Below are 24,510 nucleotides of genomic sequence, written 5' to 3' on the forward strand. Positions count from 1 at the left end.
TCTCCTCCATAAATATTTTTTAGACAAAAGCCTCTTTCACATATGAAAAAGGCTTTTGTCTTATCAAGATCAACTAAGGCTTAAAAGTCAAAAGTCACACCTGCTTTATAAGTTCGTGCACCCCCCACGACCGCATAGTTTTGGTTAAACATTCCTTCCCAATATTTTTTATTGGCGACATTGTCTATATTGAACAAGAATGTCGTATTTACCCCACCAAGTTTAGTTTTATAACGGGCACCCAAATCAACTATTGTATAATCAGGGAGTTCAAGTGTATTGGCATCATTCATATATTGTTTACCCACATAGTTTGTGCGGGCATTTACATTTAATCCATCAAGCAGAGGAATTGCATAATCTAAACCTAATGATGCAGTCCATTCAGGCACACCAAAAACAGTATTTCCTTGATTGGATACACCTTTATTCACGGCAGCTTTGGTTAATTCAGCATCTGTATAAGAAAGATTCCCAAGCAGATTTAAACCTTCAAATATTTCCCCAGAGAATGCCCATTCCACACCACGAGAGCGTGTTTCTGCATTGTCAGTCGTCATCTGAATGTTTCCATTCGCATCTGCTTGGCTAAATGTGGTAACCATCGTACTCGGTTTTTCTATTTGATAAAGCGCCAGTGTATTTAACCAAGAACCTACCTGATATTTCGCGCCTACCTCATATTGTTGAGTTTGAAATGGTGCAAATGTCTTTCCTGCATTTACATCTTTTAAGGTTGAGTCAACAGTCGACCCTTCAACTAAACCTTCGACATAACTTGCATAAAGTGAAAGATTTTCACCAAATGGTTTGACCACAATCCCAAAACTTGGTGAAACCTTACCATCACTATAAGCCGTTTTTTTCTGACGATTTTTGGTATCTATATCTTGATAACGTGCGCCTAAAATGAGTTGCAGTTTATCGTCTAACATCGAGAGTTGATCCGTTAAGGTATAACTCAAATATTTATTATCCCCCAAAGGTAGAATCGTAGGATTCGCTAAAGGCATATTTCCTTTATCAGAAGGATCATAGATATTGGTGTCGAAAGTCACAGGGGTGGCACCTTGACCCTTATGTTGATTATATTTACGTGTGAGATAATCTGCACGTAAGCCTAAAGTATGTTTGATTAAACCTGTATCAAAGTTTGCCTCAAAGCCTACATTTGCAGCCGTATTATGTTCTTGTGAACCCACACGATAATATTGTGATGTTGCTGATCCATTTAGATTGGTGACAATCATGCGAGTACCAAATAAATGCCCTGCATATTGCTTCTCGACATAACCAATACCCGCAAATGCTTTTAGATCTGGAGTAAATTTATATTCTCCTGATAGTCCCACAAAATTACTTTTGGTATTCCCTTCTAAATGTGGAAAATAATTCAAATCTCCAGCAGGTGCCGATAGTACTTGGTTCACTCCATTTCCTTTGGAGTCTTTAACTCCCATTGCAATCATCGCTGGAGAACCGCCTTTACGATTGTCATGGATGGCATAGGAATCAAAATTAATTTTGACTTTGTCTGTCGTGTAATCCGCAGCGACTGCGCCTGAAATATGGCGATCATCCATACCATCAACGATATGTTCACCCTGACCATAAACACCATTTACACGAACGCCAAATTCTTTGTTTTCACCAAAACGACGTGAAACATCAAAACCAGATTGATAGTAGCCTTCATCTTGAAAAGATGTAGATAGTTGAGTGAGGTCTCGATCTGCACGTTTAGAATTCGCAATCACTACAGCCCCGATACTGCCTGTGGGCGCAACACCTGTTATCAATGCATTTGGCCCTTTTAGCACTGTCACTGATTCTAAAAATTCTGTTGGAATACGCCCATAGGGAGCAACACCAAAAAATCCGTTGTAGTTCATGTCTTCATGATTGACGTCAAAACCACGGATTTTAAAGTTTTCATTGAGATGTCCCTGATTTGTCGTAATTCGAATTGCAGGATCGTTTTTTAAAACTTCAGCCACAGTTTTCGCTTGTTGGTTTTCGATCAACTGTTCAGAATAACTATTGATACTAAATGGCGTATCAATAATTTGCTTATTGCCCAAGGGGCCTAGATTGGTATTTTTTTTCAATACCCCATTGGCAAAAGTTGCTGTCTCTTGTTGTTTTTCAGCAGCAACTTCAATTGTCGGTAAAGTTGAAACTTCAGTATCCGCCAAAGTTGTTTGTATAGCGCCCCCGCCAAAAAGAACGACTGTAATAGAATGAACGAGAAGTGTTTGGGAAAAAATTTTCATATTCAACAAATTATTTTTCAATTGATAATGATTATTATATACACTATCACTATTGTTACATATTGTAATTTCTCATCTAAAATTTTTTTTAATGGAAAAATCTAATAAATAAGAATGATTATCATCTAAAGTATTTAACTTTTTAGCCCCCTCAAAATGGGGATTCCTTACCTATAAATATTCATAAAACATCAATAATTTTTTTCTCCAGATAAGCATGCTAGCTATAGTAATGTAAATTTTTCATATAAAGCCTGATGTTGCAAAGGCAAGTCTTTCAGATTCATTTCTATGTCATGGTAAATGTTTGATGTTTGATGTTTGATGTTTGATGTTTGATGTTTGATGTTTGATGTTTGATGTTTGATCAGGCTTAAACATCATCCACAGGTTACTTGCGCAAGCATTGTGAACTGATTATTGCAAGATCAGGTAATGCCCAATATCTTCATATTCGACATTCTGCTTATTCAGTTTAAATTGAGCTGGCATTAACCGCACTTCTGTCTCATTGACAAATTGACCGATCGTATATCGTAACATCACACTTTTTTGTGGGTTTAACATCAGCGTCATCTGACAATAGGAAATACTTTTGTCCCGATCATTTTCCAGATCTATTGTTTTGATTTCTGTAAATTTAAAATGAAAGTTTTGTTGGATCTGCTGTTTTAATAATTTGTTCTCTTGAATATCATACTTAAAGAATTCATTGACAGCTTGATCTTTCTGACCATTATAAATCATCAAAAGCTGCTTTTGTTGTTCTTCTAATTGCGTGGCTAAATTAGGTTCCAGTAAATTTTCATAATTGGCATTATAGTGATAAACATCATCTAATTCTGTTTCAGTCACATGTTGTTGGGCAATTTTGACAAACTGAGTATTCAAATCTGAGTAGATGTTTTGGTTTTTTTGTATCATCTTTGAGTAGATTTGAGCTTGTGTATATTGTTTTGATCCAATCAACTCATCCACCCATTGTTGATTCTGTGCGAAGTATGTGGTCATGAATTCATCAAAATATTTGAGCCGCAGCTGAGAATAACGAGATAAATGATCTGTTATGGATTGATTTATATGCTCATCCAACTGACTTAAAACACTCGGCCTCCCACAATCGGTGCCGGCAAAAATTGAAGTTGTCGACAATAACACTAAGAAGCAAACAACACATTGTTTTGTTATTTTCATGGCTAAAACGCTATTGTAAAGACACACAGAGTGTATCTTTACAATAGCTTAGAAATTTGTTCAAGCCTATTTTATGCTTGACCATAATCAGCCATCAGCGCCAAAAAGGCTTGTTCATCCAATACTGGTATGCCCAATTTTTCTGCTTTTTCCAGTTTAGAACCTGCCTTTTCTCCTGCGACAACACATTTGGTTTTACTTGAGACACTGCCACTCACGCGTGCACCTAAGGCTTGCAGCATCTGAGTCGCATCATCGCGCCCCATGGTTGCCAAGGTTCCTGTGATGACCCAACTCTCACCATTTAGAGGCTGACGTGTTGGAGCGATTGGCGCATCCCAGTGAATCCCAGCCGCCAGTAAGCGATCAATGACTTCTAAATTATGTGGGGCTTGGAAGAAATCCACAATCCATTCAGCCGTAATCCCCCCCACATCAGGGGTCTTTTTCAAGGCTTCGAGATCAGCATGGCGAATTGCATCAAAAGTTTGGAATGTATTGGCAAGCATACGTGCCGTCGTTTCACCCACTCCACGAATTCCAAGCGCATAGATGAATGCAGCCAGTGTCGTTTTCTTACTATTTTCAATAGCATCCAGTAAATTCTGAACAGACTTCTCACCCATTTTTTCAATGGTCAATAGTTGTTCACGGTGCTCATGTAAGTGATAAATATCGGCTACATCTTTTAATAAATCAAGATGGAGCAATGATTCGACCCAGCGATCGCCTAGACCCTCAATGTCCATTGCTTTACGTGACACAAAGTGCCGAATAGCTTCAATACGTTGTGCAGAACAATATAGACCACCCGAACAACGCGCCAAAGCCTCACCTTCTGGCATCACCACTGGCGAGGAACATACAGGACAATTTTCTGGTAAGTGCACTTCAACCACATTGTCTGGGCGAAACTCCATCCATACTTTCTCGACTTTTGGAATCACATCGCCACTGCGATAGACACTTACCGTATCGCCAATTCGGACATCCAAACGATGGATTTCGCCAATATTATGCAAAGTTACATTTGAAACGGTCACCCCGCCCACAGCCACAGGGTTTAAACGGGCCACAGGGGTCAATGTACCTGTTCGTCCCACTTGCCAATCAATGTTTTCAACTGTCGTCAGCGCAGCAATTGCAGGAAATTTATAGGCTGTTGCCCAACGAGGTTCACGGCTTAAAAAACCGAGCTTCTGTTGTTGCTGCAAATCATCCACCTTAATCACCATACCATCAATTTCAACGGCTAGATTGGGACGCTCTTGATTGATTTGCTGATATTTTTCCTGTACGTCCTGAATACTGTCACAAATAAAATGACGCTCACCCACGGCAAAGCCAAAGTTGGTCAACCATTCAAGGCTTGCTGACATGGAGCTTAATCCATGATTGGGCTCACACTGTGCAATGCCATACGCATAGAATGCTAACGGGCGTGATGCAGCAATACTTGGATCAAGCTGACGCAAACTCCCTGCTGCAGCATTGCGAGGGTTGGCAAATGTTTTTTCACCTTTGGCTTCATTTTCAGCATTCAATCGCTCAAAACCTGCTTTAGGCATGAGCACTTCACCACGCACTTCTAGCAAACGAGGCACTGCAACCTTGTCTGAAGACAGTACTTTGGGTAAGTTGCGAATCGTTTTGACATTTTGAGTAATCACTTCACCTGTTTCACCGTCTCCACGGGTTACACCCCGGGTCAATATCCCGTTTTCATACCAGAGCGAAATAGCCAATCCATCGAATTTCAACTCAACATCGTACTGAATTTTCTGGTTTGGAAGTCGCTCTTCAATACGGCGGGCAAAAGCAAACAGTTCTTCCTGATTAAACACATTGCCCAATGACAACATGGGTACAGTATGCGTAATGGTTTCAAATTTAGACAGCGGTTTGCCACCGACTTTATTCACAGGACTATCTGCCTGAATTAAATCTGGATATTGCTGTTCTAATGCTTTGAGTTGATGAAATAGCTGATCATATTCACTGTCTTCGATAGTTGGTTGATCCATCACATAATAAGCATGATTATGTTTGGCTATGAGCTGAATCAATTGACGCATTTGCGTCACGACAGGATTATTTTCCATAAATTATTTCACCATCTAAAAAGGCGGATAACTCCGCCTAAAATTTTGAATACCAATTATAAAGTAAATAAAAGCTTATGCTAAGCGTCATGGCCTGAGCGATAATCAATCGCCTTATGACGCCAGTGCTCTTTCAACTGTGGCGTAAACTCAAGATTATTTTCGTCATAGACCGTACCATCAATTTCACGGGCGATTAACCCAGCAATACTGACCATGGTATCAAAACCTTTTTGCACATCCGAATGGGGCAATGCCAAAAAGAACGCTAATCCCTGCACTTGCTCAGTGGACAATGTTTCAAGATCAAATCCATCAGGTCCATTGTCTGTCACCCGCAATACAGAAAACAGTAAATGGCTCTCTTCCTCTGGGTTTTCATAACGATGAAAACAGGAAAGTTCACCAAAACGTAAACCATACTTTAACAGCATTTTCAGTGTTTTATCACCTGACAATGCTTTACGTGGGTTGGGATAAACATTTAACGCAATGATTGTTTCCGCTTTTGAAAGCACACTTTCATCATCGTATTTTTGCTGTTCATTGAGATGTACATCTAAAATATTGCTTTCTTCATCAAACTCTTTGATTTCAGCAGTTTCTACATTGACATTGAGCTGAAATGTCGGCTCTTTTTCTTTCTCTGCAACGCCTTTGTCTGATTCAACGATATTTTCAGACGAATTCTCGTCAGTCTTTTCAGATAAATCCGTCGTATCCAATGCTTTAGACTCAGCATCATCAGTTTTATGGTGCAATTCAGTTTTTGCTGGATCATTTTGGTCAATATCTTTAATTGAGCCTACTTCAGTTGACTGCGCTGGATTTGTATCTTGCAAGGCATTATCAAGCTTTTGTGTTTTTTCTTCAGCAATTTCAACGGAATCCAATGCATTTAAATTCGGTTCAACACGTTGTTGCTCTGGGGTAGCACGTGCAATCTGCAATTGATCACGCACATGACGAGGAATTACAGGTTGCTGACAGTCAGCATTGATGTGTAACTCTGATTCAAGAGAAGGTGCTGCATCATTTGGTTTTCGTAGCAGCATTCTCAAACCGACCAAAATGATGATTACGGCAGCAACAATTCCAATAATTGTGGTGATTTCCATACTACGACTCCGCGGCTAAACCGTACTCTCTTGCCTCTTCCAAATTCACAGTGACGAGTTTTGAAGTGCCTGGTTCAGGCATCGTCACCCCCAACAAATCGGTTGCCATCGTCATTGCAACTTTATTATGTGTAATGTAAATGAATTGCACTTGATCAGAAAGCTCTTTTACCAAATTACAAAAGCGTCCAACATTGGCATCGTCTAAAGGTGCATCAACTTCATCCAAAACACAGAATGGCGCAGGATTCAAACGGAAAATCGCAAACACCAATGCCAGTGCAGTTAAAGCTTTTTCACCACCGGATAACAATGCTAAAGAGCTATTTTTCTTGCCCGGTGGACGCGCCATTAACTTTACGCCAGACTGCCAGTCATCTTCAAGGCTTAAACTCGCCTCCCCCCCATTAAAGACTTTAGGGAATAACACTTTCAGCTCTGAGTTGACTTGATCAAAGGTTCCCATAAACAGTTTTTTGGTTTCTTGGTCAATTGTTTTCATGGCATCTTTTAATTGCCCAACTGTATTTTCCAAGTCTTGCATCTGATGAGTTAGATCTTCAAAACGCTTCGACACTTCCTCATATTCTTCAGAAGCTGCAAGGTTGACTGCTCCTAATTTTTCAAACTGACGCTGTGCTTTTTCAAATTTCTCTTGGTGTGTTAGCAAGTCAATTAACACGCCTTGCTTAATTTCAGCATTCATTTGTTTAAGCTGATCAGAATAGTGCTGTAAATCCGATTTAGCAGATTGCCAAGCCAAACGACGTTCTTCCAGCTTGTTACGCAATTGCTCATCGTTCTGCTGATGCAAATGACGCATTTCAGTGAGCTGCTGCTGTTTTGACTGAATGTTGTTTAACTCAACTTGCCACTCAGTCCAGGTCTTCTGCAATTTTTCAGTTTGCTGTGCTTGCTCGGCATATTGAGACTCTAAACTTGGTAACTCCAACTGAATGGGATCAACAAACTTCTTCGCTTGTTCCATTTGAGCAATGATTTGTTGATATTGAGTCTTGGAGAAAGACAAATCTTTGTCCAATAATTCAATTTGCTGCTTATTTTGTTCTGCCAAACGACGAGTCGTTTCAAAGTCCTGCTGTTTATGTTGTAGCTGCTGCTGCTGTTCTTCTACCTGTTCATTTAACTCATCCAGTTTGTATTGCAATGTCTTAAATTCTGGAAGATTTTGCTCAAGTTTGAGAATGACAGAATGCATATCGATCTCAAGATCATCTTTTTGCATCGCATCTTCTTCAAGTTGTTCGTCGAGTTGCTGCAACTGATTATTCAACTGGACTTTATGCAATTCAAATGCTTGCGAGGCACTTTGCTGTTTGGCAATCTGTACATCCAACTGTTGTACTAAATTTTGCTGATGCTGGAGTGAGTCTTGATCTGCTTGAAGATGCTTTTGCAACTCAGTAAAATTTTGGCTCAGTTGAGGTAATACGGCTTCTGCTTCTATCAATTGCGGTTGTAAAGCCGCAAGTTGATGCTCAATTTCTTCGATACGAACCCGATGACTCAATGCACCTTGTGCCGCTTGACTCGACTCATCGAAAAACAGCCCAATCATCCAATCTTGACCGACATGATAGCCGTCCAAGGTTAATATACTCTGTCCTGTCTTGAGCTTTGATTGGACAGCCAATGCCTGTGCCTTATTTTCAGCAATCGCCACATGATTCCACAATGAATACTGTGGTGACTCAATCCAGTCGGCTAAACAAACCAAACCCGCCAGTTGGATTTTTTCTAATCCCTGCAAGGCTTTAAGCTGACGTGCTGTACTATCGGCATAATTTGTATTTTGATCTAAAACCTCTGCCGATAGCCATTTGGCTAAGAATTTTTCAATCAAATTGGCATGTGTTTTACCCTGAGTATTTAACTGCAAAACCTGCATCAATTGTACTGCATTGATATCCGTCTTGACCGCACGCTTTGCGATGAGTTGATTTAAATTTTTCTGTTCCGACTGTAAAACATGCAACTCGGATTTCAAACTGGAAATATGAGTCTTTTGTTGACTGATTTGTTCCTGCAATTGTTGCAGTTGCGTTTTAGTTTCAGCAATTTTTTGCTCTAACTGCAAAATACTCGCGTGCGCGACAGATTTATCTTGTTCGAGTTGTTTTAAGTCTTCAGTCTGAAACTGGCTTTGGATCTGACTTGCCTGAGTTTTTAAGGTTTCTTTTTGCTGCTCAATACGTGCGACATTTTTGGCAAGTTGCTCGACCTGTGCCTGCATCTGGGCTTTTTGCTGCTGTTGTTTCTCAACTTGAACTTTGACCTGTTCATATTGTTGTTGTGCTTGCAACTGCTGTGCTTTTAACTCACTGAATGCTTGTGTCCCTTGTTGAGTTTCAGACTCCGATTGTTTTAACTGTTCAGCTTGTTGTTCCAACTGACTATGCAAAGTTTCTAATTGCAACTCCATCAATTGGATTTTTTCTTTAGTCTGCGCTTTTTGTTGCTCAAAACTTCCCAAAGCCTCTGAATTTTGTTGAAACAGACTTTGCTTTTGCTCTAAAGTCATTTTCAACTCAGACAACTTTTTCTCTGCCTGTTGCCATTCATTTTGCAACGGTGTCGATTGTTGGATTAAGCGTTGAAACAATTCGTTGGTTGAAGTGAGATCATGTTCCAAAGTACTCATATCGGAACGAACCAATTTAAAGTGTTCACCCAGTTCGTTCATTTCAACCGTATATTGTTCTTGCAGACGAGCGCTACGTTCACACTGGAATGACAGAATTTCAATCTTGAGGGTACGAATCTCGGTTTCCAGAGTCTTATATTGAACCGCAGTTTCAGACTGGCGTTTTAATGTTTTTAACTGTGATTTGAGTTCTGAGGCAATATCCTCAAGACGGTCTAGGTTTTGTGTCGTATGTTCTAAATGTTGCAATGTCTCACGACGACGCGCTTGATAACGAGAAACACCTGCAGCTTCTTCAATAAAAACCCGCATTTCTTCTGGTTTGGCATCGACCAACCGATTGATCATCCCTTGTTCAATGATCGCATATGAACGAGGTCCCAAACCTGTACCCAGGAAAATATCGGTGATATCGCGACGGCGACATTTGGTTCCATTGAGAAAATATTCAGATTTACCGTCACGATTGACCTGACGACGAACGGCTAACTCCGTATAAGCATTATACACACCGCCAAGCTTGCCATAGGTATTCTCAAAGCGTAATTCTACACTTGCCATACCCACAGGCTTTCGCTTTGCCGTTCCAGTAAAAATGACATCCTGCATACTGCCACCACGTAACTGGCGTGCACTGGATTCTCCCATGACCCATCGAATGGCATCAATCACATTGGATTTACCACAACCATTTGGACCTACGACCGCGGTACGGTTATCTTTGAATTGTAATGTTGTACTATCGGCAAACGATTTGAAGCCTGAAAGTTTTAAGCTGCTTAAACGCATAATGTCCTAGTTACTACCGACGCGATCTCCGCGCCCAAGCGAGTTCAATTTGTTTCATCCGTGTCAGAGATTCCAACACGAGATTACGCAAGTGTCGACAAAAATCTTCCATAAATAAAGTAGCTTGTTGTGATTTTCGGATTAAAATTGCATCAATCACCAACTTAAGTAATTCTAAAGCTTCTTGAAGCTCACGTCTTGAAGTATTTAAGGTTAAAAAATAACTTCTGCGTAGTGATGGCAAGAGCTCACGATAAAACTTCATCAAGTATGGATTACCCACCATATCTTGCTGAGCGGAGAGAAATTGGAAAATACCGTCATAAAATTTTTCAGTATTGCCCTGCTTTACCTGTTCAACCAAATGATTCATCATTTGTTGAATCGCTTCAGCTTCATGATTGCGCCAAGTTTCACTCATCCGCTGCACAACCTGACCGAGCAATAAAGCGCTGGTATCAAATAATGCACGCACCTGTTGTGCGGACATTTCAGATACGATTGCGCCACGGCGCGGGTAAATTTCAATAAGATGCGTTCTTTCCAAAAGCAAAAGAGCTTCGCGTACCGAGCCACGACTGACATCCAGTTCTTTGGCAATACGTAGTTCTTGTATACGTTCGCCTTCAACCAATTCGCCACTAATGATTTGTTCGCTAATATGTTTGGCAATTTGTTCTGAAAGGCTGTCCACTTCTTCCAAATGCATATCGTTCCTATCTCGGTTTATTATTCTTGGACAATGTCAATTGTCATTATTTTAGTTTTACCTGATTTAATTCAAAATAAACCATGACATTGTCCGACAATTTTAATGCATTTTAAGTCAACTTTGCTGAATGGAGAAGTGCTGTTGATCGGAAAAAATACAGAAAACTACTTCATAACACCCTGATAAATAAAATAAATACCAACCAATGTAAGTAAACATGCAAAACATTTTTTCAACATTGCAGGTGAAAGCGCATGTGCAACTTTTGCTCCTAATTTGGCCGTAATAAAACTCATCACACTAATACCAATAAACGCATAGATATGCACATAACCAATCGCATTTTTAATCTCAGTCTGCTCTTGCGCACCAAAGAACATAAAACCTAGAGCGCCCGCTATTGCAATCGGTAAGCCACAAGCTGCTGAAGTCGCTACAGCTTTCTGCATGACTACACCATTTCTATTTAAATAGGGCACGGTCAGACTTCCACCACCAATACCGAATATTGCAGAAGCAATCCCAATTCCACCACCCGCCAGCATTTGTTTGGGTGCAGAAGGCAATTGCCTAGACTCATCGACCTGAACATTCGCCCCTTTAAACATTTTAAATGCCACCCACATTGCAAATGCACCGATAATCAGCTGTAAATGCTGTCCAGATAAAATATCTGCGATTCCAGCACCAATAAATGAACCCAGTACCAACCCTGGTACGAGATTTTTAAAAACATTCCAAAGTACTGCACCTTTTTTATGATGTGCAGTGACAGAGCTAATCGATGTGACAATAATTGTCGCCAGTGAGGTTCCCAATGCCATATGCATGATGACCGATGGATCGTAGCCCATTTTGGTAAATACCACATATAGAATTGGCACAATAATTAAGCCACCACCAACACCAAATAACCCAGCGGCGAATCCAGCGATTGCACCAATACCTAGATATATGATTAACTCCATAAATGTTCCTTCACTCTTCTCAGATTCAACATGGATTTAGAGACTCGTCATCTTAGACAACTGCTTACACAAGCACATCAGCTTCCCGAAGTGCTGCTTTTAAAACAGACAACAACATCAACCAATGATGATGTACGTGAAATTGCGCTCAGTGGCGTCAAGACGGTTTTGGTCTGTAGTGAAACTCAGACTCAAGGGCGAGGTCAGCACCAACGGGAATGGATTTCCCCAGTCGGTAATATTTATTTAAGCACATTGCTTGAAACTCGAACACCCTTAGATGGACGTTTAGCCTTAGAAATTGCTTTAAATATCTTACAAATGCCTTCATTCAAAGGCTTGAATGAACTACAGGTTAAATGGCCCAATGATCTTTACAGCCATCAAGGTAAATGGGGCGGTATTTTGGTTGAACCTATTTCGCCACATCAAGCAATTGTTGGAATTGGTATCAATCTATTTCCTGTTTCCGAGCAAGAGATTACTCAACAGGCGACTTCAGTGATGCAATTGGGTCTACAATTCCCGAATCGCATACAGATCATTTCTGAAATGTATCTAGCAATACAGCAAGCCGGACAATGGTTTGATCATGGTTGTTATAATCTTGCTGCCCGATTCAATCATTATGCAGCATTTATGGATCGTGCTGTACATTTTGAGCAAGTGCATGATTCAATCAGTGGGATTTTTAAAGGGATCTCGGACGATGGCGCACTCAATTTATTGACTCCTCAGGGCTTAGTCAGTGTGTATCAGGGGCGTTTACGTTTAGCTGAATCGTGAATCTGGATGAACACTATTTTAAAGATCAAATCTGTACAGCATGCAAAAAGCAATCAGCAATAATTGCGCTTTGTGTACCACCTAATATGAGTCGTTGTAAATGAAAGCACTTTGGTTAGATATCGGAAATACCCGTCTAAAATATTGGATCACTGAAAATGATCAAATCATCGAGCAAGCAGCCGAATTGCATTTGCAGTCCCCTGCGGATTTATTACTTGGTTTAATTCAACATTTTCGTAGTTTAAGTTTAGACAGCATCGGCATTTCTTCTGTTCAAGATAAAAAAAACAATGAACGTATTGTTCAGATTTTAAAGCTACTCGACATTCCTGTCACTTTTGCCAAAGTCCATGCAGAATATGCTGGCTTACGTTGTGGTTATGACCACATTGAACAATTGGGTATTGACCGATGGTTACAGGTTTTAGCGGTTGCAAAAGCCGAAGAAGATTTATGTGTGATCAGTTGCGGTACTGCATTAACCATTGATTTAACGCAAGGCTTTCAACACTTAGGCGGTTATATTCTCCCTAATCTCTATCTGCAACGAGACTCTTTGATTCAAAAAACCAAAGGAATTAAAATTCCCGATGCCGCTTTTTCAGAGTTAAGCCCAGGTCGTAACACTATAGATGCAGTACATCATGGGATTTTTTTGGGTTTATTGAGCACGATTGAAAAAGTACTTGAACAACAGCCTCGGAAGCTTGTATTAACGGGTGGTGATGCTTATTTATTTGCTCAATTTCTTGAGAAGTACCATCCCCATATTGAAACAGATTTATTACTCAAAGGGTTACAGTTTTATATAGATCGACAGACAAATTAAATCTATATACATTTTTATGATGAATGAATTATGCTCGGTCACAATACATCCAAATCATCAAAAAACCCAAAAAGAGAATTCATCATGAAAATAATACCGCTCTTGTTGAGTAGCTGCCTCCTGAGTACAACCATGATTGGCTGTAGTCAACTTCCTGTCACATCAAACTCAGTAACCCCATCTCCAACTGTTGCAACACATGAAGCGATTATTGCCTATTTTGCACCCGATGCTGGTGAGGAAGAATGCGCATGTGATTCATCAATCTTGGATCGAGGCTATTCACTTCATCCAGTAGAAAACGGTTATTTTAGAAAACTACTGGGTAGAGACAAAGATGGCCGCTTTTTAGTCCAAGATTTCTATCAAAACAGCCACAAAAAACAATCTGATCCATTTTGGATAAAAGAGCCTCTAGGCTTAAACAGTTTTGATGGAAAATATATTGATGGCGATGTAACAGGCTATTATGAGAATGGAACGATCAATTTCAAAGCCAGCTATAAAGACCTGCAACCCATTGGAAAATCTGAAAATTATTACTCAAATGGGCAACTCGGATTGCAAGAAGAATATATAGATGACCAAACCATCATTCAAAAAATTTGGTATAAGAATGGCAAAATCGCAGCCGAGCTAAGAATTAACCCAAATGATGATAATACTATTGTTGAGAGCAGAGTATGGAATCAACAAGGTCAAGTTGTTGATGATGAGGTACAATCTCAAAATCTACTCGAGGAATTATATTTACAATTCAATACTGATCAATGATTTTAAAATCGATCAAACAATTTCAATCTACAATCTGCGTTCGAGATGCGGTGTTGAGTAAAATAACTAGCTTTTCCCACAATACGGTGAGTGTATTAAATCCGTCTGCAGCCATAAAATGACCTGCACCTTTCACTTCAACCATTTGAGTATTCAACAAATGCCCGAGTTGAATACTCAATGGTGCAGGAATAAAAGGATCATTGTTGGAGAAAAAAATAAAACGGTGAACAATGTTCAATCGAAGTAAGGCATCATCAATTCGAGCTGTGTTTAAAAATAAATTCAGCTCAGGCAATGTCGATACATTTTGATTAAACCCGGCCACTAAAAACACTGCACCCAATTTTCTTCCGAACAGCTCACTAGAAAGAAAAGCCAAGCTTGCAACACAGCCTAGACCATGGGCAACAATAATCACATCTTCATTCAGCGTTTTAATCTGTTGAAACAAATTATGCTTCCAAACTTCATATAGAGGATGATCTGCCTGCTCTAATTGGACAGTTTCACATTCATTTCCCGTCGCAAGTATTTGTAATTTAAGCCAGGGATACCAATGATCCTCTGAAGAAGCATGATAATCATGTACGATCAAGACTCTTTTCATAGACCATTTCTTATCATCAATTTAAATTTTATCTAAGCAATTGAATCAGAATATCTAAATAATAAAGAGAAGTATGTTGTTTTTATTTAACAAAAAAGCGCCCTAGGGCGCTTTTTATAAAAGAAAGAGAGACTTACTTCTTGTCATTATTTCCAAATAACGGTCCCATACCACCACCGCCACCAAATTGCTTTTGCATTCCACTCAAAGAACGCATCATTTTTGCCATACCCGATGGATTGGCAAATTTCTTCATCATTTTCGCCATTTGTGCATGTTGTTTGATGAGTTTATTCACTTCAACAACATCCATACCGCAACCCGCAGCAATACGCTTTTTACGGCTTGGATTCATCAAATCAGGATTTCGGCGTTCCTTAATGGTCATCGACTGAATAATCGCTTCCATTTTTTTCACTTGTTTTTCAGGGTTTGCCTGTGCAATCGCATCTTGAATACCTGAATTACTCATGCCGGGCAACTTATCCAAAAAGCCCATCATGCCGCCCATTTTGTTCATTTGCTCAAATTGCATCAACATATCTTCAAAATTGAAGTTTCCGCCTTTTTGCAACTTTTTCGCCATTTTTTCGGCTTTTTCTTTGTCTATTTTACGTTCAACTTCTTCGACAAGAGAAAGCACATCACCCATACCTAAGATACGTTGTGCAACACGCTCTGGGTGGAATGGCTCCAAGGCATCGAGTTTTTCACCCATACCCAAGAATTTAATTGGCTTACCTGTAATTGCACGTACTGAAAGCGCTGCGCCACCACGCGCATCACCATCAGTTTTAGTCAGAATGACCCCTGTCAGTGGCAATGCATCATTGAAGGCTTTTGCAGTATTTGCAGCATCTTGACCTGTCATTGCATCGACAACAAACAGGGTTTCTGTTGGTCCAACTGCGGCATGTAATGCTTTGATCTCGTCCATCATGTCATCATCGACATGCAAACGACCTGCGGTATCGACGATCAAAACATCGTTAAAGTTAATTTTGGCCTGTCCAATGGCGCGCTGTACAATTTTAATTGGATCTTCAGCGGCATCTGATTCGATAAAGTCGACACCAACTTCACCCGCAACGGTTTGCAGCTGCTTAATTGCAGCAGGGCGATAAACGTCGGCAGAAACCATGGCGACTTTTTTCTTTTGGCGTTCTTTTAAGAAACGCCCAAGTTTTGCAGCAGTGGTGGTTTTACCTGCACCCTGCAAACCGGCTAAAAGAATGACAACTGGTGGTTTGGCAGCTAAATCTAGACTTTCATTCGCCTCACCCATCATTTTGGTGAGTTCATCATAAACAATTTTAACGAAAGCCTGACCTGGTGAAAGCTGGGTCATCACTTCTTGTCCCAATGCTTCTTCCTTAACTTTCGCAATAAACTCACGAGTTACAGGCAAAGCAACATCGGCTTCAAGAAGTGCCATACGCACTTCACGTAAGGTATCTTTAATATTATCTTCGGTTAGCTGCCCAGAGCCAGTAACATTTCTGAGACTCTGCGTGAGTCGTTCTGTTAAGGTATCAAACATTGCAAAATCCGCTTAAAATAGCTAGTAGCAAAAAAATCTTTCTTAAAATAGAAAATTTATGCTCAAGATGCTATAGGATACTGTAGTTCACATAGAATTTATATCATATAGCATGAATATTCATCATCCTGAAAAAGGTTTGACATGATTAGCCTACCCTTGGTTTATACGATTTTAGCATTAATTGCCTATACCTCTTCGTTTTGGTATTTGTTTATGCACTTAATGTCTAAACGTCCTGCAAACCCTTGGTTTATTGGCATCGTGTCAGGTTTAGGGCTGATATTGCATGCAAGTGTACTGCATAACGATATACTTACACCACTAGGGATTAATTATGACGTCTTTAACTTGATGTCGTTTACCTCCGCTTTAATGTTACTTTTAAGTATGTTGTACAGTACCTACCGCCCTGTACTTTCACTCAATCTGATTGGAATTCCCGTTGCCGCTTTTGGTTTGATTTTAGGTTTTGGCTTTAGTAAACCAGATCAATTCATCGAACAGCACTCTTTGGGATTAGACATTCATATCATTTTGTCGTTATCCGCCTATGCAGTTTTACTCATGGCAACCATACAAGCTGTACTGATTTGGTTTCAAAATCGTGAACTGAAGAAGAAACAGAAAAAACGTATCTGGGTGAATTTCCTTCCCGCCTATCAAGCGATGGAATCATTACTGTTTGATATGCTAATCACAGGTTTTGTCCTACTCACAGTAGCCTTGTGTTTTGGTTTCTTTACCATTGATGACTTCTTTGCACAGCATCTAGCACATAAGACGGTATTTAGTATTGTGTCTTGGTTTGTATATGGCGCACTGTTGATCGGTCACTATAAGTTTGGTTGGCGTGGTCAGAAAGCCATTCGCTTTACCATGATTGGATTCTTCTTACTGGCAATTGGTTTTATTGGTTCTAAATTCGTTTTAGAGATGATTTTACATCGTTGATAAATGAAACTCTGCGCAAGTTGGGTCGTATTTTATACTCTTAGCCTAAACATAGTGATATAGAAGCACAAGAAACCTTTTTACATGAATTAGATAAGCACTATTATTCTTAAGTTAAAAATTAAGCTTTTTATACAAAGCTTCAAGCGTAAAACCCTATAGATAAATTTTTCAATCTTTCCAAATTAACAACAGCTCCTCAAATTGACAAGCTCTGCCAGATTATATTTGTATGAGTAGACATCTGTTTCAAAAATGCGTATAACGCTGTTTTTATCTGATCGGGTAACTCCACTGTGAAACTCATTCTTGCTCCCATGGAAGGCTTAACTGACCCCATCATGCGTGATGTTTTAACGCATGTCGGTAGCTTCGACTGGTGCGTGACTGAGTTTATCCGTGTAACAGACTCTGTCTTACCTGATCATATTTACCATAGCTACTGTCCAGAACTCAAAAATCAAGGGAAGACTGCTGCTGGAACGCCTGTACATGTACAGTTTCTAGGAAATAATCCTGAAATGCTGGCTGCCAATGCCGTACGTGCTGCCGAGCTTGGCGCACCTGCCATCGATATGAATTTTGGTTGCCCTGCAAAAACAGTCAACCGTCATCGAGGCGGTTCAGTACTTCTCGATGAGCCTGAGGTTGTACATGAGTTGGTTAAAGCAGTACGTGATGCTGTTCCGCAACACATTCCAGTTTCTGCCAAGATGCGTTTGGGTTACATGGATCGAAACTTTACCCTTGAAAATGCACATGCCATAGAAGATGCGGGTGCTTCATGGCTTACAGTACACGCTCGAACCAAAGCGGACGGGTATACGCCACCTGCTTTTTGGGATCAACTTCAACCTATTCGTGAAGCCATTAAAATCAATGTCATTGCCAATGGTGAAATTTGGACCAATGCCGATGCCAAGCAATGCCAACTTGAATCAGGGTGCCAAGATTTAATGATCGGGCGTGGTGCAGTCACGACACCAGACTTAACACAATGCATCCGTAAAAATACGGATGAACCGCTGATCACATGGTCTGAACTGTTAAATTTACAGATTCGTTTTTTGAACGGCACCTATAAAAAAGAAATGAATATGGTTGGGCGTTATAAACAATGGCTTGGAATGATGTCTAAGCATTACCCCGAAGCCAAAGCCTTATGGGATGAAATCAAACGGCTGAAAAAGATTGATGAAGTACTCGAAAAATTAAATGCTTAAATTATCAGAGTCTATTTGATCAATTTCTAAAATGGCTTTGATCTCTTCAGGTTGAAATTCTTTTGACAATGCTGAAGTGGGGTTCAGTACCAAGGTTGCGCCTTTAGTCATTTCAAAGAATTGGCGCGTGTTCAAAGCAATATATTCTACATCTGCGCCAATATCATTTTGAATGGTTTCAAGTTCAATAAAGAATGGGATTGCTTGGTCACCTTCTGGTGTTTCCAAAATGCGGAATTCAACGTTACTGTCTTTGTCCTGCGTCGCTAGACAATAAATTTCTGATGCTAAAAGTTGATCAATAAAATCAGGGATCAATTCGTAGTTTTCTTGAGTCTGAACAAAAAGTTGTTGTAAATTTGACATGTTATAAATTATCTATTTTGGTGTTGCTAATATAGCTTATTCACGATAGATATGGAATTGACCAGAAGAATTAATTGGGTCATATAATGCTTAGGCTAACCACGATTTTAAGCGCTGCATGATCGAATTTGAAAATTATTAAAATTTTATTTAATGCCCTTTTCACTTTTAAAAACCGCACTTCTGAGGAACTTCTTTACTCTGATAAATATTAAAATACGTATTATTTTTTATGGGTTCAGTATTAAATTCCAACCAATAATCTTGAACATTTACTCTAGTGGTCACTAAAAAATTACAATATACATTCACATTGTTTTTGATATTTAAAAGATGCTGTTTCATCAGTGATGTATATACATTTTTCGCTTTCTTTTCATCAACTATGTTTAATGATGAAACAAGACTTATAGGAATAGTAGTATCTATATTGATTTTTTCAAATCTATTTCTGTTATACCATGCACTCAGATTTAATCGAATACTTTTGATTTTATTGAATTTAGGATTCGCTGCATAAATTTCAGAGAAGAGCTCTGGTGTGTCACTGACACCATCAAAAAATAGATTTTCTTTACTGTTCCGCCATATGAAATCACTTCAAAGTGTCGGCTGTTTTTGGCTACTTCATTATTCACATATCCGTATTTTTCAATATTTTTTATAACTTTATCTAAAATTATTGGCATTGCATTCAAATTAAGCTGATTGACTGGTGCAAATCTTGAATAATTTATTTCTGTTGATAATACTGATTTATTTTTATCTTCAAAAATAAAAAAACGCTGATCTACATTCGTTCCATAACTATAGGACGATACAGAAGTACTAATTAAAAATACCACCCACCCCAAACAAAAATATTATATTTCATTAACTTAACCCAAAAAAAATCACTTAAAATAAAAAAATTAATACTTATCTGCGATATATATTTACTTGTCCAGAGTTATTCTTTGGATCACAATTCACCTCCAAGCCAACTCCCTTATCGTAAAAATTATTAATCATTATTTCACCACCATTCTTGCTAAAATCATAAAAATCTTTATCTGTTTTATCAAAATTAATTAAATTTAAAATATTTCTGACATTATTTTTATCAAAATCAGAAACTTGATTACAATTCTCAAATCTATATTCAATCGATTTAACCCCTGAACTACTTGAATCTGGATTAATAATTAGAATAGAATTTCTAATTAAAATGGTCAAAGAATTAACATTGTCATTAAAATTTACATTTTTATAATCATTTTTAGTTATGACTTTCTTATAAACTAACCCATCAATAAAATCTTTAAATACAAGCTTATCAATTCTTTTTCTTTCAGTTAAAACAATACGATGATATGGAGTAGACAATACTCGAGGTGTACAATCTGAGTAACAAGGATTTATTTCTTTTTCATCACTAATATTATCGCTTAGAGGTATTTTTTCCTTACTCAAAGTAACTGGCTCACTCTTGTTCTCACTAGTACAAGAAATCATTATAAAACATATTAAAAACAACATTTTTTTTTTCATTTCAGACTCCTATCTTTTCTCAAAATATCCCATTGGAACTTTCCAAAATAAACACGCTTAAATATATTACTTTTCACAATTGTAACTTTTTGATTAGATGTATTAGGTATGAGAGAATTAGCTTGATACCATGTATAATCCATAATATTACCGGTAAATCCCTGATAAAATATAATTTTATTACCTCCTGCACTTTCAAATGTGTGTGGTAATCTTAAACTATGCCCAATTTCATGAACTAAAGTATCGGAATTCATTTGCGCTTGCTTATACACTACCACTGTATTTCCCCAATCCCACTTATTATTTGTAGTGGAAATTTCAGGAGGGGCAATTCCATTGACACCACCTGCTATAAGATTTGTATAAAAAACATATGTTCTTGCGTGACCGTCCCCATTAATTTTTAGAAATTTTTGCCCATCATTAGGTCTATACTTTCCTCCATATTTATCAAAAAAATCTATTACTTTATCTGCTAGATATTGTGCATCAAGACTTTTCTGTTTATTGATAATATCTGGATGATTAACCTCTTTTATAAATAAATCAATTTCAGGGTATGATTTTGCCAAGGATACTAAATCAAATTTTGTTTCTAATTTTTTTTCAGCCCTAACTAAAGCTTGATTGTAAGATTGAAATTTTAAAAAATATTCATAATTATTAGGCTTATTAATTTTCTTATCATCAGTTACAACATCTATAAAATATAAATCAAGTTTTGGTATATCATTATTTCTATATACCATAAGTTTCCCAACTTTTTCTCTTTTTTTATTTTTAGATGCGTAAATATTAATTTCTTCATGCTTTTCCAATATTCCATTTTTACATTTAATATTAATTTTTTTTAAATTTTCATAATAATATTGTTTTGTATTATTTTTCATATCCAATATTCTATCTCGTCTATTTCCTATGAGATCCTTAATTGAAAATTTATTTGGAGTAATTTCTAAGTATTTATTGGTTGAAATTAATTCAATTAGAGTTCCGTCATCTATTAATGGTATATGATTATCAGGTTCTAAAGGTATTACCTCCAGGTCTAAATCAACACCGTTAATATTAATTTCACTAGACCCAACTGGACTCTGATTATTATTTGTATTTGCAAAAATAGCCAACCAAGCTGGTGAATATGAAAATCCGAATGGTGCAATAGCTGTTTGCTGACCACTTGTATAAATTTCCCTTAAATCAGATAAGCTTTTACCCTTAAATAATGGTTTAAAATTAATACCATCAACTTTATAAAAGCTATTTACGTATTCATTTCTTAGCCAATCAAATCCATATTTTCCTTGGAATTTCGTATGATCATTTCGAATATGCACCGTAAACTTCCTCAAACACGTTGCACATGAAGTACCTACTGTCGGACTTGCGCCACCCACACCCATCTTACACCTCCCAATGCGTTATATTTTTTATAAAGACATTTTGATTAAACTCACTTCCTAGCACATATGCGCTATAAGATTGAAGATCATTTGAATAATGATCTTGAAGCGAATCAAATACACCTTTTTCTTTTAAAAACTCAGTTTTTTCTGGATAAAGAATTGAAAATTTTTCTCGATGATCTATTTGACTAAGATTCTGTTTTAATTGAACTATTGCTGTTAAAAAAAAGTTAAAATCTTGCCCTAAAACACGTTTCCTATAGTCTTCCAAAAGTTTATCGAAAGCCTCGACATAAGTGACTTGTTCTCCAATATCATGATGCTGCATTTCATTTTCTATCCAAGCAAATTGAGGATCAGTCGGATAATCCATTCCCAAATACACATGGCTTTTCACCATATATTTGAGTGTGTTGATTTGGTTGATTCCTTTTTCAAGATATTGATCAACAAGGATCTGAACAGGTCCCAATAGCTGATCGAATTGACCATTCAGCTTTAGTACTGGATTTTCCTTAATAATTTCATAAACTAAGTCATATAAAAACTCTTTGTTTTGTTCAACATCGAGTTCAAATAGTTTTTCTTGGCTCAATACAAACATCAAGCATGCTCCAATATCATTAATTGATTCGTGTACACATCCTGATAATTTCGAATTGTGATCACCCAACGCTCAATGCCTTGAAAAAATTCATCAAGCTGTTCATCTTGCAGTATTTTATGAATTTTCTTGATAATTCTTGGGTCAAACCATCTAAATAATTTTTGGGTTCCATCAGGAAACTCAACCGTTAAATAACTTTTCATTTTCTTAACAAATTGAGTCAGATCCAATGAGCTCAATACCATACTGAGCGCCTGTTCATCTTTCCACGTTTGATGAATAAAGTTAAATCTCTGATCGTTGAATAGATCTAACTCATGGATGAGTATAAGAACAGGTGCGACTTCAAAAGGTGCATTCCCCTCTGTGGTCCCTGAAAATAACGAATAGAATTCTATTCTCGAGTCATTTTGAAACTCATGAATAAATGACAGGGCTTGATCTGAAACTTGTGCTGCATCCAAGATTAAATACATCTTCAAGTCATGTTGATAATCTTCGATGCAGCGCTGTATAGGTTTAAATGGAATAATTTCTCTTTTCATTTTATTTATCTACAAATGCCATTCCAAACTTTGCGGCATTTAAAAGGCATGGCTTACAGATATTTTCATAGAAAGTAGGCAATGAATAATCTACTTTTGCTCCACCAATAAAACTGTGTTGCCCAGCCTTAACCTCAAACATAGCGCCAGTCGTCACGAATACACCTGAGCCATTAATTTTTAATTGTGAAGTGCCAGATGTAAGAACAATTTCTTTTAAGCTTTTAACTTCAACCACATCTTCAGTCGAAATAATCTGAATACCTTTACGGGCAATCAAATCCGCACCATCTCCTTGGGCTTGAATCTCTACTTTCCCCTTTCCTGCATAAAGCCTTGCACCTTCCTGTGCTGCAAACAAACTGATCTTGTTTTGTGCATGTGCCAAAAAATTCTTTTGTGTACTCAGATTGATGCTATCGCCTGCACTTTGGCTGATTTGCTTGTCCGCAGAAAGATGGATGTCTTCATTGCTCGACAAGCCAATTGAATTCGGCGAGGCCAAAATCATCAGTGCTTGTTTAAATGCATCGGCTTTATCTTTTTCACCTTTTTCGATTTGATTCAGGAATTGTTTTAATTCATCCAAGACTTCTAACGGATCCGTCTGTTGGTTCTTGGCAACTTCACTTAAGGCTTTGGCATTGTTCAGGCTACTTTCTAGCTGACTTTTGGCTTCTGTTGCATCGAGATGATTGCCTGATGCGCCATCTTGTGCATGGGTGCTGACCAGTAAGCCTTGCCCTGCGCGTAACGCACCCCATTGATCTGTTCTTAGCTCAAAGCCTTCTCCTCGCCCGTCACTGCTCTCGGTTTCTTTGGGATGACTGAGATTGCCGAGATTGAGTTGGCTTGCGCCATGACTGCTGTGCAACTGGCTGCTGATCTGATTGGTGGTATCGTCAAAACGCAGTTGGTTATAGCCACTGCCCTGATATTCCTTACTTTTAATCCCTGCCAATTTCTTGGTATCAGGCAGCTTGCCTTGGTCATCAAACTTGCTCGGGCTGCGTTGCGCTTCATGGATTCGCCCTACCACAAACGGTCTGTCGATATCGCCATCAAAGAAGTCAATAACAACAATCTCTCCGATCCTTGGTAAGAAACGTGCCCCATAACCTTCGCCTGCCCAGGGTGTCAAGACATCGACCCAAGCCGAGTCGGTATCATTGTCATTCGAGCCTGCACCACCATCGTGACTGTGGTCTTCATTGCGGGTAAACAGGAATCGTACTTTGATGCGCCCCCATTCATCCACATGGATTTCTTCTCCACTTGGACCAACCACTTTGGCGCGTTGTGGATATGCCACTGGACGGTGTTTGAGTGGGTTGTATTCTGCTGCTGTGCTGATGTTTCTGCGTTGTAACGTCAGTTGGTTGGCTTGGCGTTCTTCACTGTTGTTTGTGGTGATATTGGTAAGCTGCCAATGGCTTTGTTCAACTAAACGATTGATTTGTTCGTTGAGGTCTTTGGGAAGGTTGTTTTGGTTGTAATAGCGCTTTTCAATGAT

21 protein-coding genes are annotated in these 24,510 nt (G+C 38.5%); 5 read left to right on the forward strand and 16 right to left on the reverse strand.

The features are described 5' to 3' along the window. Window positions 1-80: 80 nt before the first annotated feature. The 7 genes from IMO47_RS18775 to IMO47_RS18805 all read right to left on the reverse strand — a co-directional run bounded on the left by IMO47_RS18775 (window position 81) and on the right by IMO47_RS18805 (window position 11,821). Window positions 81-2,273 carry a TonB-dependent receptor gene (locus IMO47_RS18775; RefSeq protein ID WP_196077689.1) on the reverse strand — a complete coding sequence of 731 codons (2,193 nt, stop codon included), beginning with the start codon at window positions 2,271-2,273 and terminating at the stop codon, window positions 81-83. A gap of 417 nt (window positions 2,274-2,690) precedes the next feature. Next, window positions 2,691-3,284, reverse strand: coding sequence for a hypothetical protein (locus IMO47_RS18780; RefSeq protein ID WP_227552360.1), 594 nt, complete (start codon window positions 3,282-3,284; stop codon window positions 2,691-2,693). A gap of 254 nt (window positions 3,285-3,538) precedes the next feature. Then, window positions 3,539-5,569, reverse strand: a complete 2,031-nt coding sequence (gene ligA / locus IMO47_RS18785) for an NAD-dependent DNA ligase LigA (RefSeq protein WP_196077691.1) — start codon at window positions 5,567-5,569, stop codon at window positions 3,539-3,541. An 80-nt stretch (window positions 5,570-5,649) separates the two neighbouring features. Then, the gene (locus tag IMO47_RS18790; RefSeq protein WP_196077692.1) at window positions 5,650-6,687 is read right to left on the reverse strand and encodes a cell division protein ZipA C-terminal FtsZ-binding domain-containing protein; all 1,038 of its coding nucleotides are present in this window, start codon (window positions 6,685-6,687) and stop codon (window positions 5,650-5,652) included. Window position 6,688: 1 nt separating this feature from the next. Continuing rightward, complete coding sequence (gene smc / locus IMO47_RS18795; protein WP_196077693.1) at window positions 6,689-10,141, reverse strand: chromosome segregation protein SMC; 3,453 nt, start codon at window positions 10,139-10,141, stop codon at window positions 6,689-6,691. Window positions 10,142-10,154: 13 nt separating this feature from the next. After that, on the reverse strand, window positions 10,155-10,850 hold the full coding sequence (locus IMO47_RS18800) for a GntR family transcriptional regulator (RefSeq protein WP_196077694.1): 696 nt from the start codon (window positions 10,848-10,850) through the stop codon (window positions 10,155-10,157). 167 nt (window positions 10,851-11,017) lie between these two features. After that, window positions 11,018-11,821, reverse strand: coding sequence for a sulfite exporter TauE/SafE family protein (locus IMO47_RS18805; protein WP_196077695.1), 804 nt, complete (start codon window positions 11,819-11,821; stop codon window positions 11,018-11,020). A 30-nt stretch (window positions 11,822-11,851) separates the two neighbouring features. Between IMO47_RS18805 and IMO47_RS18810 the strand changes: the two genes are divergently transcribed. The 3 genes from IMO47_RS18810 to IMO47_RS18820 all read left to right on the forward strand — a co-directional run bounded on the left by IMO47_RS18810 (window position 11,852) and on the right by IMO47_RS18820 (window position 14,213). Beyond that, window positions 11,852-12,607, forward strand: a complete 756-nt coding sequence (locus IMO47_RS18810; RefSeq protein ID WP_196077696.1) for a biotin--[acetyl-CoA-carboxylase] ligase — start codon at window positions 11,852-11,854, stop codon at window positions 12,605-12,607. 100 nt (window positions 12,608-12,707) lie between these two features. After that, the gene (locus tag IMO47_RS18815; RefSeq protein ID WP_196077697.1) at window positions 12,708-13,439 is read left to right on the forward strand and encodes a type III pantothenate kinase; all 732 of its coding nucleotides are present in this window, start codon (window positions 12,708-12,710) and stop codon (window positions 13,437-13,439) included. Window positions 13,440-13,523: 84 nt separating this feature from the next. Next, window positions 13,524-14,213: a membrane-binding protein gene (locus IMO47_RS18820; protein WP_227552359.1), complete on the forward strand. Its 690-nt coding sequence runs from the start codon at window positions 13,524-13,526 to the stop codon at window positions 14,211-14,213. A gap of 22 nt (window positions 14,214-14,235) precedes the next feature. On the opposite strand, the gene IMO47_RS18825 is transcribed toward IMO47_RS18820, so the two are convergent. Beyond that, complete coding sequence (locus tag IMO47_RS18825; RefSeq protein ID WP_196077698.1) at window positions 14,236-14,823, reverse strand: alpha/beta hydrolase; 588 nt, start codon at window positions 14,821-14,823, stop codon at window positions 14,236-14,238. Window positions 14,824-14,956: 133 nt separating this feature from the next. Next, window positions 14,957-16,363, reverse strand: coding sequence for a signal recognition particle protein (gene ffh, locus IMO47_RS18830; protein ID WP_196077699.1), 1,407 nt, complete (start codon window positions 16,361-16,363; stop codon window positions 14,957-14,959). Window positions 16,364-16,507: 144 nt separating this feature from the next. Between ffh and ccsA the strand changes: the two genes are divergently transcribed. Together ccsA and IMO47_RS18840 are read left to right on the forward strand one after the other, a co-directional pair. Continuing rightward, window positions 16,508-17,317, forward strand: a complete 810-nt coding sequence (gene ccsA / locus IMO47_RS18835; protein ID WP_004830303.1) for a cytochrome c biogenesis protein CcsA — start codon at window positions 16,508-16,510, stop codon at window positions 17,315-17,317. Between the two features lie 296 nt (window positions 17,318-17,613). Next, the gene (locus IMO47_RS18840; RefSeq protein WP_196077700.1) at window positions 17,614-18,540 is read left to right on the forward strand and encodes a tRNA-dihydrouridine synthase; all 927 of its coding nucleotides are present in this window, start codon (window positions 17,614-17,616) and stop codon (window positions 18,538-18,540) included. On the opposite strand, the gene IMO47_RS18845 is transcribed toward IMO47_RS18840, so the two are convergent. The 7 genes from IMO47_RS18845 to vgrG all read right to left on the reverse strand — a co-directional run. After that, the gene (locus tag IMO47_RS18845; protein WP_196077701.1) at window positions 18,529-18,906 is read right to left on the reverse strand and encodes an SseB family protein; all 378 of its coding nucleotides are present in this window, start codon (window positions 18,904-18,906) and stop codon (window positions 18,529-18,531) included. The two genes, IMO47_RS18840 and IMO47_RS18845, sit on opposite strands and share 12 nt — an antisense overlap. 473 nt (window positions 18,907-19,379) lie before the next feature. After that, the gene (locus tag IMO47_RS19810) at window positions 19,380-19,751 is read right to left on the reverse strand and encodes a hypothetical protein (RefSeq protein ID WP_227552358.1); all 372 of its coding nucleotides are present in this window, start codon (window positions 19,749-19,751) and stop codon (window positions 19,380-19,382) included. Window positions 19,752-19,824: 73 nt separating this feature from the next. Then, complete coding sequence (locus tag IMO47_RS18855; protein ID WP_196077964.1) at window positions 19,825-20,436, reverse strand: hypothetical protein; 612 nt, start codon at window positions 20,434-20,436, stop codon at window positions 19,825-19,827. After that, complete coding sequence (locus IMO47_RS18860; RefSeq protein WP_196077823.1) at window positions 20,433-21,842, reverse strand: hypothetical protein; 1,410 nt, start codon at window positions 21,840-21,842, stop codon at window positions 20,433-20,435. The genes IMO47_RS18855 and IMO47_RS18860 overlap by 4 nt, the downstream gene beginning before the upstream one ends. Window position 21,843: 1 nt before the next feature. Further along, entirely contained in the window at window positions 21,844-22,449 is a 606-nt protein-coding gene (locus IMO47_RS18865) for a hypothetical protein (protein ID WP_196075822.1), read from the reverse strand. After that, window positions 22,449-22,997, reverse strand: a complete 549-nt coding sequence (locus tag IMO47_RS18870; RefSeq protein WP_196075821.1) for a DUF4123 domain-containing protein — start codon at window positions 22,995-22,997, stop codon at window positions 22,449-22,451. Before IMO47_RS18870 ends, IMO47_RS18865 begins: the two co-directional genes overlap by 1 nt. A gap of 1 nt (window position 22,998) precedes the next feature. Then, window positions 22,999-24,510: type VI secretion system Vgr family protein (gene vgrG, locus IMO47_RS18875; RefSeq protein WP_196077881.1), on the reverse strand; the 1,512-nt coding region annotated here is incomplete at its 5' end.

The sequence above is a fragment of the Acinetobacter sp. Res13-Abat-PEC15-P4-01 genome (genome assembly GCF_015676285.1).
Classification (GTDB): Bacteria; Pseudomonadota; Gammaproteobacteria; order Pseudomonadales; family Moraxellaceae; genus Acinetobacter; species Acinetobacter nematophilus.

What these genes read in the sequence shown, in the direction of transcription:
- IMO47_RS18780 (WP_227552360.1), bottom strand. Translation starts at nt 3,284, where the DNA reads ATGACCACATACTTCGCACAGAATCAACAATGGGTGGATGAGTTGATT.
- IMO47_RS18805 (WP_196077695.1), bottom strand. Translation starts at nt 11,821, where the DNA reads ATGGAGTTAATCATATATCTAGGTATTGGTGCAATCGCTGGATTCGCC.
- IMO47_RS18775 (WP_196077689.1), bottom strand. Translation starts at nt 2,273, where the DNA reads ATGAAAATTTTTTCCCAAACACTTCTCGTTCATTCTATTACAGTCGTT.
- IMO47_RS18800 (WP_196077694.1), bottom strand. Translation starts at nt 10,850, where the DNA reads ATGCATTTGGAAGAAGTGGACAGCCTTTCAGAACAAATTGCCAAACAT.
- IMO47_RS18815 (WP_196077697.1), top strand. Translation starts at nt 12,708, where the DNA reads ATGAAAGCACTTTGGTTAGATATCGGAAATACCCGTCTAAAATATTGG.
- IMO47_RS18855 (WP_196077964.1), bottom strand. Translation starts at nt 20,436, where the DNA reads ATGAAAAAAAAAATGTTGTTTTTAATATGTTTTATAATGATTTCTTGT.
- smc (WP_196077693.1), bottom strand. Translation starts at nt 10,141, where the DNA reads ATGCGTTTAAGCAGCTTAAAACTTTCAGGCTTCAAATCGTTTGCCGAT.
- IMO47_RS18790 (WP_196077692.1), bottom strand. Translation starts at nt 6,687, where the DNA reads ATGGAAATCACCACAATTATTGGAATTGTTGCTGCCGTAATCATCATT.
- ccsA (WP_004830303.1), top strand. Translation starts at nt 16,508, where the DNA reads ATGATTAGCCTACCCTTGGTTTATACGATTTTAGCATTAATTGCCTAT.
- IMO47_RS18870 (WP_196075821.1), bottom strand. Translation starts at nt 22,997, where the DNA reads ATGAAAAGAGAAATTATTCCATTTAAACCTATACAGCGCTGCATCGAA.
- IMO47_RS18810 (WP_196077696.1), top strand. Translation starts at nt 11,852, where the DNA reads ATGGATTTAGAGACTCGTCATCTTAGACAACTGCTTACACAAGCACAT.
- IMO47_RS18865 (WP_196075822.1), bottom strand. Translation starts at nt 22,449, where the DNA reads ATGTTTGTATTGAGCCAAGAAAAACTATTTGAACTCGATGTTGAACAA.
- IMO47_RS18860 (WP_196077823.1), bottom strand. Translation starts at nt 21,842, where the DNA reads ATGGGTGTGGGTGGCGCAAGTCCGACAGTAGGTACTTCATGTGCAACG.
- IMO47_RS18825 (WP_196077698.1), bottom strand. Translation starts at nt 14,823, where the DNA reads ATGAAAAGAGTCTTGATCGTACATGATTATCATGCTTCTTCAGAGGAT.
- ligA (WP_196077691.1), bottom strand. Translation starts at nt 5,569, where the DNA reads ATGGAAAATAATCCTGTCGTGACGCAAATGCGTCAATTGATTCAGCTC.
- ffh (WP_196077699.1), bottom strand. Translation starts at nt 16,363, where the DNA reads ATGTTTGATACCTTAACAGAACGACTCACGCAGAGTCTCAGAAATGTT.
- IMO47_RS18845 (WP_196077701.1), bottom strand. Translation starts at nt 18,906, where the DNA reads ATGTCAAATTTACAACAACTTTTTGTTCAGACTCAAGAAAACTACGAA.
- IMO47_RS18820 (WP_227552359.1), top strand. Translation starts at nt 13,524, where the DNA reads ATGAAAATAATACCGCTCTTGTTGAGTAGCTGCCTCCTGAGTACAACC.